17 protein-coding genes are annotated in these 13,218 nt (G+C 60.6%); 1 reads left to right on the forward strand and 16 read right to left on the reverse strand.

Features of this window, described 5'->3' with window-relative positions:
- Window positions 1-90 precede the first annotated feature (90 nt).
- Entirely contained in the window at window positions 91-1,137 is a 1,047-nt protein-coding gene (locus FJ248_00755; GenBank protein ID MBM4119418.1) for an NAD(P)-dependent alcohol dehydrogenase, read from the forward strand.
- A 14-nt stretch (window positions 1,138-1,151) separates the two neighbouring features.
- On the opposite strand, the gene FJ248_00760 is transcribed toward FJ248_00755, so the two are convergent.
- The 16 genes from FJ248_00760 to rpmE all read right to left on the reverse strand — a co-directional run bounded on the left by FJ248_00760 (window position 1,152) and on the right by rpmE (window position 13,212).
- Entirely contained in the window at window positions 1,152-1,352 is a 201-nt protein-coding gene (locus tag FJ248_00760) for a hypothetical protein (protein MBM4119419.1), read from the reverse strand.
- 97 nt (window positions 1,353-1,449) lie between these two features.
- Window positions 1,450-1,767 (reverse strand): tetratricopeptide repeat protein, encoded by a 318-nt coding sequence (locus FJ248_00765; GenBank protein MBM4119420.1) that lies wholly within the window; start codon window positions 1,765-1,767, stop codon window positions 1,450-1,452.
- A gap of 290 nt (window positions 1,768-2,057) precedes the next feature.
- Window positions 2,058-2,651 (reverse strand): hypothetical protein, encoded by a 594-nt coding sequence (locus FJ248_00770; GenBank protein ID MBM4119421.1) that lies wholly within the window; start codon window positions 2,649-2,651, stop codon window positions 2,058-2,060.
- A gap of 51 nt (window positions 2,652-2,702) precedes the next feature.
- Window positions 2,703-3,047 (reverse strand): histidine triad nucleotide-binding protein, encoded by a 345-nt coding sequence (locus FJ248_00775; GenBank protein MBM4119422.1) that lies wholly within the window; start codon window positions 3,045-3,047, stop codon window positions 2,703-2,705.
- Entirely contained in the window at window positions 3,044-3,736 is a 693-nt protein-coding gene (locus FJ248_00780; GenBank protein ID MBM4119423.1) for a bifunctional phosphoribosyl-AMP cyclohydrolase/phosphoribosyl-ATP diphosphatase HisIE, read from the reverse strand. Before FJ248_00780 ends, FJ248_00775 begins: the two co-directional genes overlap by 4 nt.
- A 116-nt stretch (window positions 3,737-3,852) precedes the next feature.
- Window positions 3,853-4,611 (reverse strand): imidazole glycerol phosphate synthase subunit HisF, encoded by a 759-nt coding sequence (hisF, locus tag FJ248_00785; GenBank protein ID MBM4119424.1) that lies wholly within the window; start codon window positions 4,609-4,611, stop codon window positions 3,853-3,855.
- Between the two features lie 78 nt (window positions 4,612-4,689).
- Entirely contained in the window at window positions 4,690-5,412 is a 723-nt protein-coding gene (gene hisA / locus FJ248_00790) for a 1-(5-phosphoribosyl)-5-[(5-phosphoribosylamino)methylideneamino]imidazole-4-carboxamide isomerase (protein MBM4119425.1), read from the reverse strand.
- A 3-nt stretch (window positions 5,413-5,415) separates the two neighbouring features.
- A complete protein-coding gene (locus FJ248_00795) occupies window positions 5,416-6,153 on the reverse strand; it encodes a hypothetical protein (protein ID MBM4119426.1) in 738 nt (245 codons plus the stop codon).
- Window positions 6,154-6,187: 34 nt separating this feature from the next.
- Entirely contained in the window at window positions 6,188-6,808 is a 621-nt protein-coding gene (gene hisH / locus FJ248_00800) for an imidazole glycerol phosphate synthase subunit HisH (GenBank protein MBM4119427.1), read from the reverse strand.
- 78 nt (window positions 6,809-6,886) lie between these two features.
- The gene (gene hisB, locus FJ248_00805) at window positions 6,887-7,522 is read right to left on the reverse strand and encodes an imidazoleglycerol-phosphate dehydratase HisB (GenBank protein MBM4119428.1); all 636 of its coding nucleotides are present in this window, start codon (window positions 7,520-7,522) and stop codon (window positions 6,887-6,889) included.
- Window positions 7,522-8,805, reverse strand: coding sequence for a histidinol dehydrogenase (gene hisD / locus FJ248_00810; protein ID MBM4119429.1), 1,284 nt, complete (start codon window positions 8,803-8,805; stop codon window positions 7,522-7,524). The genes hisB and hisD overlap by 1 nt, the downstream gene beginning before the upstream one ends.
- Window positions 8,802-9,473 (reverse strand): ATP phosphoribosyltransferase, encoded by a 672-nt coding sequence (locus tag FJ248_00815; protein MBM4119430.1) that lies wholly within the window; start codon window positions 9,471-9,473, stop codon window positions 8,802-8,804. Before FJ248_00815 ends, hisD begins: the two co-directional genes overlap by 4 nt.
- Window positions 9,470-10,750: a UDP-N-acetylglucosamine 1-carboxyvinyltransferase gene (gene murA / locus FJ248_00820; GenBank protein MBM4119431.1), complete on the reverse strand. Its 1,281-nt coding sequence runs from the start codon at window positions 10,748-10,750 to the stop codon at window positions 9,470-9,472. Before murA ends, FJ248_00815 begins: the two co-directional genes overlap by 4 nt.
- A gap of 80 nt (window positions 10,751-10,830) precedes the next feature.
- On the reverse strand, window positions 10,831-11,718 hold the full coding sequence (gene prmC / locus FJ248_00825) for a peptide chain release factor N(5)-glutamine methyltransferase (protein MBM4119432.1): 888 nt from the start codon (window positions 11,716-11,718) through the stop codon (window positions 10,831-10,833).
- Window positions 11,718-12,824, reverse strand: a complete 1,107-nt coding sequence (prfA, locus tag FJ248_00830; GenBank protein MBM4119433.1) for a peptide chain release factor 1 — start codon at window positions 12,822-12,824, stop codon at window positions 11,718-11,720. Before prfA ends, prmC begins: the two co-directional genes overlap by 1 nt.
- Window positions 12,825-13,005: 181 nt before the next feature.
- The gene (rpmE, locus tag FJ248_00835; GenBank protein ID MBM4119434.1) at window positions 13,006-13,212 is read right to left on the reverse strand and encodes a 50S ribosomal protein L31; all 207 of its coding nucleotides are present in this window, start codon (window positions 13,210-13,212) and stop codon (window positions 13,006-13,008) included.
- Window positions 13,213-13,218: the final 6 nt, after the last annotated feature.

The following is a 13,218-nucleotide window of genomic DNA, read 5'->3' on the forward strand; positions in this document are numbered from 1 at the left end:
CCCCGTTTTACACGCGACGAGATACGCGGTGGGTCTTGCATCAACGGGGTGCTCGACCGCACAATGCCGCACCATTTTGAGGAGACTCCCATGCGCCCCACAAACGCCTATGCCGCCACAACCGCCAAGACGCCGCTCGCCCCCTTCTCCATTCAACGGCGCGAACCGGGCCCGAACGACGTGGTAATCGACATCCGCTATTGCGGCATCTGCCATTCCGACCTGCATCAGGCACGAGATGAATGGGGCGGCGCGATCTTTCCGATGGTACCCGGGCACGAAATCATGGGCACCGTGGTCCAGGCGGGTGCGCAGGTGCAGCGGTTCAAGGCCGGAGACCGCGCCGGCGTGGGCTGCCTCGTGGATTCCTGCCGTGTCTGCCCTTCCTGCAAGAAGGGCCAAGAACAATATTGCGAAACGCACGTGGCCTGGACCTACAACGGTCTTGAGATGGATCTAAAAACGCCGACCTACGGCGGCTATTCCACACAGATTGTCGTGGACCAGCGCTTCGTACTGCGCGTGCCCAAGACACTCCCGCTCGATGCGGCCGCCCCCCTGCTCTGCGCCGGCATTACCACCTACTCTCCCCTGCGCCACTGGAAGGTGGGAAAGAAGGACAAACTCGCCGTGGTTGGACTTGGCGGTCTGGGTCATATGGCCGTGAAAATCGGCGCGGCGCTGGGCGCGGAGGTGACGGTCCTGAGTCATTCGAACAAGAAACGGAAGGACGCCGCCCGGTTCGGTGCGGATGACTTCGTCGTCGTTTCCGATCCGTCGGTACTCGCCAAACTCACCCGCCGGTTCGATTTCATCCTCGACACAGTTTCGGCGCCCCACGATCTAAACGCCTACCTCGAATGCTTGAAGACCGATGGCACGATGATTCTCGTCGGCGCGCCCGAGGCGCCGACACCACTCGGCGCCTTTCCGCTCATCATGCGGCGGAGACGGCTTGTTGGCTCGCTCATCGGCGGCATCGAGGAAACGCAGGACATGCTCGACTTCTGTGCCAAACACAAGATTCCCGCCGATATCGAGACAATCCCGATTCAGCAGGTCAACGAGGCCTACGAGCGCATGCTGCGCGGGGACGTGCGTTACCGGTTTGTGATTGATCTGGCATCGCTGAAGTGAGGCAGGAACGGAAACTAGCTACTTGAATAATCCGATTCTATCGGCGCGATGTTGTACTGAAGCTCCAGGTCGAATTCGTCAATCAGCTCGTTGACCGCGCGAGCGCCCTGGTCTGAACGGACTTCGTTGATGACCAGTTCGATGGCCATGCCGGCATGTTCCCCATACTGCGCCATTGCTGACTCAATGCGTTTGCGGGCTTCATCAAGATTCATGACAGCTATCTTCCTCGTGCAGCGGGCAGTCGAACAGAACCGGGTGCGCTGGGTCTTCTACGGCAGACACGCAACGGGAGCATGCCAGGTGGACCGCTCACCCCAGGGCCTGCAGCAACGCGCGCATTTCGGGAACCAGATCAACTCCGCCATTCGAACGGCCCGATACGGCTGCGCTGATGCCGGCCTGAAGCACGGCTCTCGCCTCCTCCTGCCGACCCAATTTGACTAACGCACGTCCGAGCGCCAGATGCGAAGCCACGTGGACGGGATCGAGCTCGACAGCCACGCTTAGATGCTCGACGGCCTCGTTCATATCCCCGCCCTCCTGGAGGATCTTGTTCCCAAGGCCATACCGCCCAAGAAACCCCTTTGGATTTCTGGATACCATGAGACGAAATGCTTCAATATCCATACCGCCTTTATATCATACCTGCGAACGGAGGAAGAGCGGCTTTTCTCTTACTTAATCCCGAAAGTACTCGTCCCATATAGCTTGCGCGCTGGCCGCAATGGCGTCGTGATAGCGATTTGATCGGGACGGGATTTCGCTGTTCGTCTCTCTACAGCACCGGCGATAGACCTTCCCCGGCCGCTACGCGTGGCGCAACTTGGCGCACTCGCCAGGGAAAGTCGGTGTGCGGATGGCCTGCGAGAAATGCATCCGTCATGCCCGTGGCCGCGTTGCGCCCCGCTGTTTTGGCTCTATCGGCCGCTCTTATGCCGCAGCAACGGAGGGCCCAGCGGAAGCAGTTCCCGGTTGGTAAAAGAGGCCGTCAGACTGCCAACCGCGTGGTAGAAGGCCAGGAAGCCGACGAGGATATGCAAGATACCGGGAATGGTTTCGGTCAGAATGTCCAAGCGCGCGAGAAATGTGGTGAAGAACGTGACGGTGATCACCGCATGCAGAATACAGAGCGCGGTGTTTCGAAAGGCTGTGAGATAGACCATGACGGCCGAAAATATGAAATAGACAAAGTTGATCGGCGCATAGAGCACCATGCTCAACTGAAACGTCGTGCTGGCGCTGACCAGCTTGGCCGTGCAGACGGTCGTCCAGAAAAATCCGTACATCGTCAGCGCGGTGCCGCCAAGTTGCTCATGGTAGCGGATGTCGGTGATACCGGCCAGAATCTGCACGATGCCGCCAAAGAGCAGCGCGATGACCAGCGTCCCGATGCGGTCTTTTTCGGGAATGTACCCCAGTTGTGCGACGCCCAATGTCAAGGCGCCAACCGCCAGTCCGAACAGCCCGATGGCCAGCACATCAATCCGGCGATGATACGTGTCGTCAGCCATATCCCCCCCTACCGACGATAGGAGCGGCACGAACTTGACTGTGTCGCGTGCCTATCCTGGCGGCCAGTGCATGGGGCGTCCGCCCAGCACATGCAGATGCAGATGGAAGACCGTTTGGCCGCCGAATTTCCCTGTGTTGATCACAAACCGGTAGCCGTCGTCAGCGATGTTCTTCTGCCTTGCCACCGTACCGCCGGTCAGCATCAGATGCCCGAGCAGACCGGCATCGGCCGCCCCCAGCTCGGCCACGGACGCCGCGTGCCGTTTGGGAATGACGAGAAAGTGGATCGGCGCCTGCGGGCTGATGTCGTCGAAGGCCACACACTGATCGTCCTCATAAACGATCTTGGCGGGCACCTTCTTCCCGACGATCTTGCAGAAGAGGCAGTCGTTCACTTCGTTGCACCTTTTTCCAGTGCCGAGTTCACCTTTGCTTTGAGACCGGAGACGCCATAACGATTTGCCAGCTCACGGTAGATCTCATCCGGATTAACATCGTGATAGCCCAGCGCGACGAGCGTATGAAACAGGAGGTCGGCCACTTCATAGACGATCTCATTCTTTTTGCCACCCTTCGCTGCCAGCGCGACTTCACCCGCTTCCTCGACGACTTTTTTGAGTACCTTATCCACACCGCCTGTGAGCAGTGTCGACGTATAGGACTCCGCTGATGGATGCGCCTTGCGATCCTGAATAGTCCGGTAGAGCGTGTCGAGGATGCCGGCGCCGAACCCGTCCGTGGTTTTTTCCAGCTGCCCCGACCCGTCTCCGCGCATGCGCAGGAAGAAACAGGTCCACGCGTTGGTGTGACAGGTCGGGCCCATCGGCTCCGCCTTGACCAGAAGCGTGTCACCGTCGCAGTCAACGAAAATGTCTTTCAGAAGGAGCCTGTTGCCGGAAGTTTCGCCCTTCTCCCAGATCCGCTTACGCTCACGGCTCCAGAAGTGAATAGTCTTCTTTTCCAGTGACAATTGGAGGGACTCCGGATTCATGTAGCCCAGCATGAGAATGGTTCCGCTCCGCCAGTCTTGGATGACGGCTGGAATCAGACCCTGCTTGTCCCATTTCAGGTGGTTGAGATCCATGGCTTCCAACTTTACGCGATGCGCTAGACCTGCTGAACCGAACGTTCCTTCACTTCCCAATTCCTACTGCGCACTTTATCCTTTCCCCGCAACCTCATCATTCATACTGCACACGCCTAACTGCGCACCGCGATCCCGCGCCCCCGCAAATACGCCTTCGCCTCCGGAATCGTGTGCGTGCCGTAGTGCAAAATGGAGGCGGCCAGCACCGCGTCCGCTTTTCCTTTAGTGAAGCCGTCATACAGATGTTCCAGCGTGCCAACGCCACCCGACGCGATCACCGGGATGGACACGGCGCCGGAGACCGCCGCCGTCAATTCCAAGTCATATCCGCTTTGCCGGCCGTCCTGATCCATGCTGGTGAGCAGGATCTCTCCCGCACCGTGGTTTTCCATTTTCTTTACCCACTCGACGACATCAATGCCTGTTGCCGTGCGCCCGCCATGGGTAAACACTTGCCATCCTCCTGTTGCACGCCTTTTCGCATCAATTGCCACAACGATGCACTGCGTGCCGAACCGGGCGGACGCCTCGCGCACGAATTCTGGCCGCTCGACCGCCGCAGTATTGATACTGACTTTGTCCGATCCGGCTGTCAACAGATTGCGTATGTCCTCAAGCGTACGGACCCCGCCGCCGACCGTGAGCGGCATGAAGACCTGCTCGGCCGTGCGGGCCACAACGTCCAGAATGGTTTTGCGGTTTTCGTAGGTGGCGGCGATGTCGAGAAAGCAGAGCTCGTCAGCGCCGTCCGTATCGTAGGCCTTGGCGATTTCGATCGGATCGCCGGCGTCTCGCAGGTTGACGAAGGAGATCCCCTTGACCACCCTGCCGTCTTTGACATCTAAACACGGAATGATGCGCTTGGTGAGCATGGGAGCCAACAATGAACCAAGAACTATGAATGACGAACGGACAATTTACATTCAACTTCGGCGTTCATGCGTCATTGTTCACGAAGCGGCCACGGCGTTAGCTTTCGCCAGATCGATTTTACCTTCGTAGAGCGCCTTGCCGAGAATCGCGCCCTCGACATTCAATCCCATTGCCTTGATGGCTGTAATGTCCTTGAGGCTCGATACGCCGCCGGAGGCGATGACTGGCACCGGCGATTCGTCCACGATAATCTTGAGCGAGATGAGGTTGGGGCCCGCCATCATACCGTCCTTGGCGATATCGGTGTACAGGATCGCGGCCAGCGCTAGACCCGAGAGGGACTGGATGGCAGCACGAGCGGTGATATTGGTGATGGTCTTCCAGCCGTCGGTTGCGACGAGACCGTTCCTGGCGTCCACCGCGACGACCACACGCTGAGGAAATATTTCCAGGATCTCCTCCAGCAAGGAGCGCTCCCGCAACGCCGTCGTACCCATGACGACGCGCTGGGCGCCGACACCGAGATAGGATCGCACCGTGTCGAGCGAACGGATGCCGCCTCCCACCTGGATCGGGACGGACACGGCGCTGACGATCGCTTCGACGTGCGCAAGATTTTTCGGCTCGCCTTCGAAAGCCCCGTTCAAGTCCACAACGTGCAGCATCTGCGCGCCCTGATCCTGCCATTTGCGCGCCATGTCGACTGGATCCTTCGAATAGACCGTGGCCTGGTGCAAATTGCCCTGCGTGAGGCGAACGACCTGCCCGTCCTTCAAATCGATTGCTGGAATGACAATCATGACTTACCGCTTTGCTTTCGCACCAAAGGGAAACTTCTCGACCAAGTAGAAGGTCCCGTAGTCGACCAACTCATCCGCCGTGACAAACACGAAGCCGCGTTCGAGGGCGCCCTTGGCGTCTTCTGTCAGCGGTTTTTGCTTTTCGTAATAGTTGCCGACCCAGAGCGTCGTCCCGTCGGCTGCTACTAGTTTGACCTCGAAACCGACCGCCGCCGTTTCGCCGCCCAGCTTGCTCCCCTTCCGTTCCTGATAGACGAGTACGCGGCCGATGATCGCCGCGTCGAGCGACATCTTCACCGCCACCTTGGCCGCGCGCTGTTCGTGATTGATCTCACCCTTCAGCGCCTTGAGCGCCGCCGCCGCATCGTCAGGCGAAAAGACCCGAAGCCCCTCCCAGTTCTTCAGCTTGCCGTAGAAGGACCGCGTGACCCGCTCGGCTGCCGTGGCCGATACGCCCAGCGGAACCGGCTGAACCCGCTCGCCGGACGGGGGGACGGAGACGGAGATATCCGACCGCTTGGCGCCCTGCGGGACGGTGATTTCGTCGAACCGGTTGACATCCGTCGTCTGCGACGTCATCAGTGCCTCGAAGGGCAGCACCACGACCGTTTTGACGCGATACTGACCGATCTTCGGCGAGACGTCTGAGGTGACTTTGGGCGTGAAGGCGCAGGCCCCGAGCATGAAGACCGTGAGTACGTACGCCGTGAGGCACGCAGCCTTTGCGAGATCGTTCCTCATCCGGTTTTCACTCCTTACGCCTTCCCTCCCACGGCTATGTGCGCCAGGCTCCAAAGTTTTTGATGAGTCGCAGCCCCGCCGCCTGGCTCTTTTCCGGGTGGAATTGACAAGCGAAAATATTGTCTTTCCAGACGCTCGACACAAACGGCGCGCCATAGTCCGTCATCGTCGCCACCACCGCGCGGTCGCGCGGTTCCACGCAATAGGAATGTACGAAGTAAAACGGCTCCCCGGACGCGATGCCCGTCAGCGGCGGTGCCTCGCGTTGGACGACCACGCCATTCCAGCCCATGTGCGGCACCTTGAGTTTCTCCGCGTTGCTCGCAGACGAAAACCGCACGACTTTTCCTGGCAGCACGTCCAAGCCCTTGTGCACGCCGAATTCCTCGCTCTCCGTAAAGAGCAGTTGTAGCCCCAGGCAAATACCCAAGAACGGCTTGCCCGCGGCAATCGTACTGCGGATGGGCTCCACCAGGCCATATTTTTCAAGATTGGCCATGCAGTCGGCAAAGGCTCCGACTCCGGGGAGCACGACGCGATCCGCATCCTTGATCGTGCGCGGATCGCGTGTCACGACTGCCGCATGCCCGACCGTCTCGAAGGCCTTCTGCACGCTGCGCAGATTGCCCATGCCGTAGTCAATGATGGCGACTATCGTCATCCGTTACTCGTCACTCGCCATTCGTAGAGCACTCGCCCTTCTCCGGCGAATGACGGATGACGACTAACGTCCTTACAGGCTCCCCTTAGTGGACAACACGCCTTTGACGCGTGGGTCCAGCGAGGTCGCCTGGTCCAGCGCCCGCGCGAAGGCCTTGAACGTCGCCTCAATAATGTGATGCGGGTTGCGCCCATACAGCACGTTGATGTGCAAATTAAACGCACCCCGCGCCACGAAGGCTTCGAAAAAATCCTGGAACAGATACAGATCAAAGTCCTTGATGCGTCGGTTCGGCAGTTGCGCGTTGTAGACGAGGTACGGACGCCCGCTGAGGTCCACCGTCACCTGCGCCAGCGTCTCGTCCAGCGGCACCGAGGCGAATCCGAACCGCCGGATACTCTTCTTATCGCCCAGGGCCTGCTTAAGCGCGTCGCCCAGCACGATACCGATGTCCTCAACCGTGTGGTGATCGTCGATGTGCGTGTCGCCCACAGCCTTGATGGTCAGGTCGAAAAACCCATGCCGGCCCAGCAGGTCGAGCATGTGGTCGAGGAACGGGATCGGCGTCTTGATATGGGTCCGCCCCGTCCCGTCCAGCGTCCAGTCCACGCAGATATTCGTTTCCTTCGTCGTCCGCTTGAGGACTGCCCGTCGCGCAGAGTCGGCGCCGCGGGCGCGCCGCGGCTTGGCTGTTCGTGTCGGTGCCATTAGAATCGAATCTCCAGTGAATTGGCGTGGGCGTCGAACCCCTCCATGTTGGCGATACGACGCAGATGATCCTTGACCCGCATCAGCTCGTCCTTGCTGTACGCAATGATGTTACTCTTCTTCGCGTAGTCGTCGAGCGACAGCGGCGAGAAAAACCGCGCCGTCCCGCCCGTGGGCAGGACGTGATTCGGCCCGGCGATGTAGTCGGCCACGGCGGGCGGGGTATAGCGCCCCAAGAAAAGCGCACCCGCATGCCGGACCTTTTCGAGATAGTCGAACGGTCGCTCCGCCGTGAGCGTTAGGTGCTCCGGCGCGATCTCGTTGGCCACCTCGATCGCCTCGTCCATGTTGTTGACCACCATGAGAACGGCATGGCGCGCGAGCGCCTTGGCGACGATAGGACCGCGCTTGAGCTTCTTCACCTGCTCAGACAACTGCCGGCCCACCTCGCGCGCGAGTCGCTCCGACACGGTCACCAGCCACACCTGCGCATCCTCGTCGTGCTCGGCCTCGCACAACAGATCGGCCGCCACGTGCGCCGCCTTTGCATGTTCGTCCGCGACCACGAGCAACTCACTTGGGCCCGCGACCATGTCGAGCGCCACCTGCCCGTAGAGCATCCGCTTAGCTGTCGCCACAAAAATGTTGCCGGGCCCGACGATCTTGTCCACCCTGGGAATCGTCTTCGTACCATAGGCCATAGCGCCGACCGCCTGCACGCCGCCGATCCGGTAGACCTCGTCCACACCGGCAATATCGGCCGCCACCAGCAGATAGGGGCTGATGACGCCCTTAGGCGCGGGCGTGCACATGACGACGCGTTTGACGCCCGCTACTTTGGCCGGCACCGCGCACATGAGCACCGTGGACGGGTATATCGCCTTACCGCCCGGCACGTAGAGACCAACGGAATCCATCGGCACGACCATCTGACCCAGCGTCGCGCCATTGTCCTGATACATCCAGGTCTTGCCGCGCTGCCGTTCGTGGAAAGCCATGATGCGCTGCGCAGCAAAACGGAGCGCGTCCCCTTCTTCCTTACGGATGTGGTAATAGGCCTCCTTGATCTGCTGCGGACTCACGCGGAACTGCAGCGGCTTCAGCGAAGCCCGGTCGAACTTTTTAGTGTAGCGAATGATGGCGTTGTCGCCGCCCCGCTTTACTGCGGCGAGAATCGTCCTAACGCTCGAGTCCACCTTGCCATTCGCCGCGCCGGCGCGGCCGGCAATTTTCCTCAGGACCGCCTTGAAGGCCTTGTCCGAACTTGAGAGCACCTTGATCATCGCATCCCCCGCTTCTTATTTACCCGCGGCGACTGCTGGGGCCTGGCCCGGCGGCGACGCAGGCGCGCCATGAGTTCGGCAATCTCCTCGTGCTTCATCTTCAGGCTAGCGCGATTCACGATCAGCCTCGCCGTGGATTCCGCAATCACCTCGACCTCTTCTAATCCATGCGCCTTGAGCGTACGGCCGGTGGACACGAGATCCACGATGCGATCAGCCAGATCCACCACCGGCGCGAGCTCAATGGATCCGTAGAGCTTGATGATTTCAACTGGAATCCCCTTCTGATTGTAGTACCGCTCCGTGACGTTCGGATATTTTGTCGCCACGCGCAACTTCGCCGAGAGACGCTCGCGCACCGCGTGCCCCTGCTTTGCGGCGACCGACAGGCGGCAGCCGCCGAATTGCAGATCCAGCGGCTCGTAGACGTCGAGGCTCTGCTCCAGCAGCATGTCCTTCCCGACCACACCAACATCCGCCGCGCCGTACTCGACGTAGGTCGGCACATCGCTCGGCCGAATGATCATGAACGTGAGGTCTTTTTCGGGGCACTCGATGATCAGCCGCCGGCTTTCCGCCGACACGCTCTTACCCGCATAGCCTGCCTTCTTGAACAAGGCAATAGCCGGCTCCAGCAATTTCCCTTTCGACAACGCTACTGTGATCATGCCTGCCCCTTTGCCATCTGGCCGGCCCCCGGCACTCGTCTGATCGCCGCACCCAGCCCGTTAAGTTTCTCCTCGATCCGCTCGTAGCCGCGGTCCAGATGGTACACCCGCGCGATCTCCGTTTCACCCTCAGCCGCCAGCCCCGCCACGATCAGTCCCGCGCTCGCCCGTAGATCGGACGCCATGACCGGCGCCCCGCTGAGCTTCGCCTTGCCCGTCACGACCGCGTGGCTGCCGTCCACCTTGATCTCCGCCCCCATGCGCCGTAGCTCCGGCACATGAATAAAGCGGCTTTCGAACACCGTCTCGTTGATCACGCTCGTGCCGTCGGCCACGCACATGGCCGCCATCACCTGCGCCTGCATGTCGGTCGCGAACCCGGGGAACGGATAGGTCTTCACGTCCACGCTCTTCAGCCGCCTGGCTGCTTTAACGCGCACCGACTCCTTGTCCTCGGTAATTTCCGCGCCCATTTCCCGCAGCTTCGCGGTGACCGCCTCCAGATGCTGCGGCCGGCAGGCCTGCACGCAGACGTCGCCATTCGTGATTGCACCCGCCGCCAGAAAGGTGCCGGCCTCGATCCGGTCCGGAATGACTTCGTGATCAGCCCCGCGCAAGTCCTTGACCCCTTCCACCATAATCAGATCCGTTCCCGCTCCCGTAATGCGCGCGCCGCGCTTGACGAGAAATGCCGCCAGATCCACGATTTCCGGCTCTTTCGCTGCGTTCTCAAGCACTGTCGTGCCATCGGCCAGACAGGCCGCCATCATCAAATTTTCCGTCCCCGTCACCGTTGGATAATCCAGGCAGATCCGCGCACCCTTGAGACGGGAGGCCGTTGCCTTGATATACCCATGCTCGACGGTGACCCGTGCCCCCATCTTTTCCAACCCCGCCAGGTGCAGGTTCACCGGCCGGGAACCGATCGCGCAGCCGCCGGGCAGCGACACCGTGGCCTCGCCCCACCGCGCCAGCAGCGGGCCCAATACAACAACCGACGCGCGCATCGTGCGTACCAGATCGTAGGGCGCTTCGGAGGAGCGCACTGCATCCATCTTCATCGTTACACGGTCGCCCTCGGCTTTCACCGACGCCCCCAGCATGCCGAGGAGCTTGCCCATCGTGACCACATCCACTACGCGGGGAACGTTCGTCACCGTGCATTCGCCACCACCCAGGATGATCGACACGAGAATCGGGAGCGCGGCGTTTTTCGCCCCGCTGACTTTCACCTCGCCCTGCAACCGCTTTCTACCCGCGATGATGATCTTATCCATGGTCTTTTAACTATGAATGATCAATGATGAAGTAGGCACACGCACCGAAAAAGTTGGTTCTGCCCATCGTTCATCATACTTCATCGTTTCTGCGCAATGACCACCCGTTCAATGCCAGCTGCGTCTGTCCGAGTCTTCATGGCACCGTAGCGGCCCGTTGCCTCAATGAGCGCACGTACTGCTCCTGCCTGCCCCCGTCCGACTTCGAGAATTATCCAGCCAGCGGCGCAAAGCATCTGCGCCGCCTCCGGCACCAGGCGCCGATAAACTGCCAGGCCGTCTTCGCCGGCCGCCAGTGCGAGACGCGGTTCATAGAGCCGCACTTCCGGCTGCACCATATCCCAATCGCGCTCGGCAATATAGGGTGGATTGGAGACGATCACGTCCACCCGACCGGCCATACCCTGCTCGCGCAACGGCACCAGTAAATCACCTTCCAGAAACGTCACCTGCGCTAGCACGCCATGACGCGCTGCATTCCGCTGCGCGATCCGTAACGCGTCGGCAGAACGGTCAACGGCATACAGTGCTGCTTGCGGAACCCGGCACGCCAGCGGCACTGCGATACAGCCTGAGCCTGTCCCGACGTCGGCAATGACCGGATGCGCCTGCGCCGTCACGCGGAGAATTGTTTCGTCGACCAGCAATTCCGTTTCGGGCCGCGGGATCAGGACGCCGGGCGCGACGGAGAATTCCAGCCCGCAAAACTCCTGCGTACCAAGCAGATATTGCAGCGGCTCGCGGCTTGCGCGGCGCGCAAGCAGCGCTTCTGTGCGGCGCAGCGCACTCCCCTCAACCGGCTGGGCCCCTTTCACGCGCACTTCAAGTGCTGTCATTCCCAAGGCATGCTCAAGCAGCCACGCGGTTTCGCGCGCAGCGTCCTCGATGCCGGCCTGCGCAAGCTGCACCCTGCCCCAGCGCAGTAGGTCGCCGACGGTCACGATCCGCGCATCCGTCAGTGTGCCCATCAGGAGGCCTCCACCATCTGTTTCGTCTGCGCAGCCTTCAGGGCTTCAATCATCTCGTCCAGAGTGCCCTCCATGACCTGGTCGAGCTTGTGCAGCGTCAGACCGATGCGGTGATCCGTCACGCGGTTCTGCGGAAAATTGTACGTCCGAATCTTCTCGCTCCGATCGCCCGTCCCAACCTGCGACTTGCGCTGCTGCGCGATCACGGCCTCCTGCTTGTCCTTCTCCGCCTCGACGATCCGCGTGCGCAGGGTCCGCATGGCCTTAGCGCGGTTCTTCAACTGCGACCGCTCGTCCTGACACGTAACGACCACGCCGGTCGGAATGTGCGTGATCCGTACGGCTGACTTAGTCGTATTGACGCTTTGCCCGCCGGCACCTGAGGAGCAGAAGGTATCGATACGCAGATCATTCGGATTGACCTGCACTTCGACTTCCTCCACTTCCGGCATCACCGCCACCGTCACCGTCGAGGTGTGGATGCGTCCGGCGGCTTCCGTAGCCGGCACCCGCTGGACGCGGTGCACGCCGCTCTCGTGCCTGAGCTGACCATAGGCCCCCTTACCTTCGACCAGCAGGACGACATTCTTGTAGCCACCGATGCCGGTCTCGTCTGCCTCCATCAACTCCGTTTTCAACCGTTTCCGTTCCGCGTAGCGCATGTACATACGCAGCAGATCGCCAGCAAACAGCGCGGCCTCCTCGCCACCGGCGCCCGCCCGGATTTCCACAAAGATGTTCTTCTCGTTGCGTGGGTCCTTTGGCACTAGTAGCTCCATTGCCCGCTCTTCCATCTGGCTGCGCCGTCCCTGAAGCGTACGAACTTCCTCTGTTGCGAGCGCCTTCAGACCGGCGTCGACGCCGGCATCTCTGAGCATCTGCTCTGCATCAGCGAGCTGTCTTGTCAGTGCCTGGAATTCGGCAAAGAGGTGCGCGATTTCCTCCAGATCGCTACGCTCCTTGTTGAGCTTGCGCAGCTGCTCAGGCTGGCTGAGGACGGACGGCTCCGTGAGCTGGCGCGTCAGCTCGTCGAAGCGCCTGGCCGTGGTTTCCCACTTAGCCAGCAGCAACGCTTCCTTAGATTCTGCCGTGTTCGTGTCAGCCATAACTGCGCTTACAAAAGACAGCGGGCACCTGCCCGATCAAGAATTATGTCTCGCGTTACTCCGCCCCGCACCGCATTTCAGTCCGAAATCCGTCAAAAAAACAGAGGGACCCTGCCCCTCAACGAAGCAGGGTCCCTCTGGTGACTCGCGCTAATGAATCAGGCTTGCGATCGCGCCACCCTTACTTCGTTTTCTTGGCGTACTTCTTGTTGAACCGCTCCACACGCCCTTCCGTATCCAAGATCTTCTGCGTACCCGTGAAGAAGGGATGGCAATTGGAGCAAATGTCCACCTTGAGGTCGCCGACCGTCGTGCGCGTCTTGAACTTGGCTCCGCAGGCGCAACTGACGTTGGCTTCCCGATACACCGGATGAATACTTTTTTTCATTTCTCT

The sequence above is a fragment of the Nitrospira sp. genome, assembly GCA_016873435.1.
Lineage (GTDB): Bacteria > Nitrospirota > Nitrospiria > Nitrospirales > Nitrospiraceae > VGXF01.

What these genes read in the sequence shown, in the direction of transcription:
- prfA (MBM4119433.1), bottom strand. Translation starts at nt 12,824, where the DNA reads ATGGCTGACACGAACACGGCAGAATCTAAGGAAGCGTTGCTGCTGGCT.
- FJ248_00770 (MBM4119421.1), bottom strand. Translation starts at nt 2,651, where the DNA reads ATGGCTGACGACACGTATCATCGCCGGATTGATGTGCTGGCCATCGGG.
- FJ248_00755 (MBM4119418.1), top strand. Translation starts at nt 91, where the DNA reads ATGCGCCCCACAAACGCCTATGCCGCCACAACCGCCAAGACGCCGCTC.
- hisB (MBM4119428.1), bottom strand. Translation starts at nt 7,522, where the DNA reads ATGGCACCGACACGAACAGCCAAGCCGCGGCGCGCCCGCGGCGCCGAC.
- murA (MBM4119431.1), bottom strand. Translation starts at nt 10,750, where the DNA reads ATGGATAAGATCATCATCGCGGGTAGAAAGCGGTTGCAGGGCGAGGTG.
- FJ248_00815 (MBM4119430.1), bottom strand. Translation starts at nt 9,473, where the DNA reads ATGATCACAGTAGCGTTGTCGAAAGGGAAATTGCTGGAGCCGGCTATT.
- FJ248_00765 (MBM4119420.1), bottom strand. Translation starts at nt 1,767, where the DNA reads ATGGATATTGAAGCATTTCGTCTCATGGTATCCAGAAATCCAAAGGGG.
- hisA (MBM4119425.1), bottom strand. Translation starts at nt 5,412, where the DNA reads ATGATTGTCATTCCAGCAATCGATTTGAAGGACGGGCAGGTCGTTCGC.
- rpmE (MBM4119434.1), bottom strand. Translation starts at nt 13,212, where the DNA reads ATGAAAAAAAGTATTCATCCGGTGTATCGGGAAGCCAACGTCAGTTGC.
- hisD (MBM4119429.1), bottom strand. Translation starts at nt 8,805, where the DNA reads ATGATCAAGGTGCTCTCAAGTTCGGACAAGGCCTTCAAGGCGGTCCTG.
- hisF (MBM4119424.1), bottom strand. Translation starts at nt 4,611, where the DNA reads ATGCTCACCAAGCGCATCATTCCGTGTTTAGATGTCAAAGACGGCAGG.
- FJ248_00780 (MBM4119423.1), bottom strand. Translation starts at nt 3,736, where the DNA reads ATGGATCTCAACCACCTGAAATGGGACAAGCAGGGTCTGATTCCAGCC.
- FJ248_00795 (MBM4119426.1), bottom strand. Translation starts at nt 6,153, where the DNA reads ATGAGGAACGATCTCGCAAAGGCTGCGTGCCTCACGGCGTACGTACTC.
- FJ248_00760 (MBM4119419.1), bottom strand. Translation starts at nt 1,352, where the DNA reads ATGAATCTTGATGAAGCCCGCAAACGCATTGAGTCAGCAATGGCGCAG.
- prmC (MBM4119432.1), bottom strand. Translation starts at nt 11,718, where the DNA reads ATGGGCACACTGACGGATGCGCGGATCGTGACCGTCGGCGACCTACTG.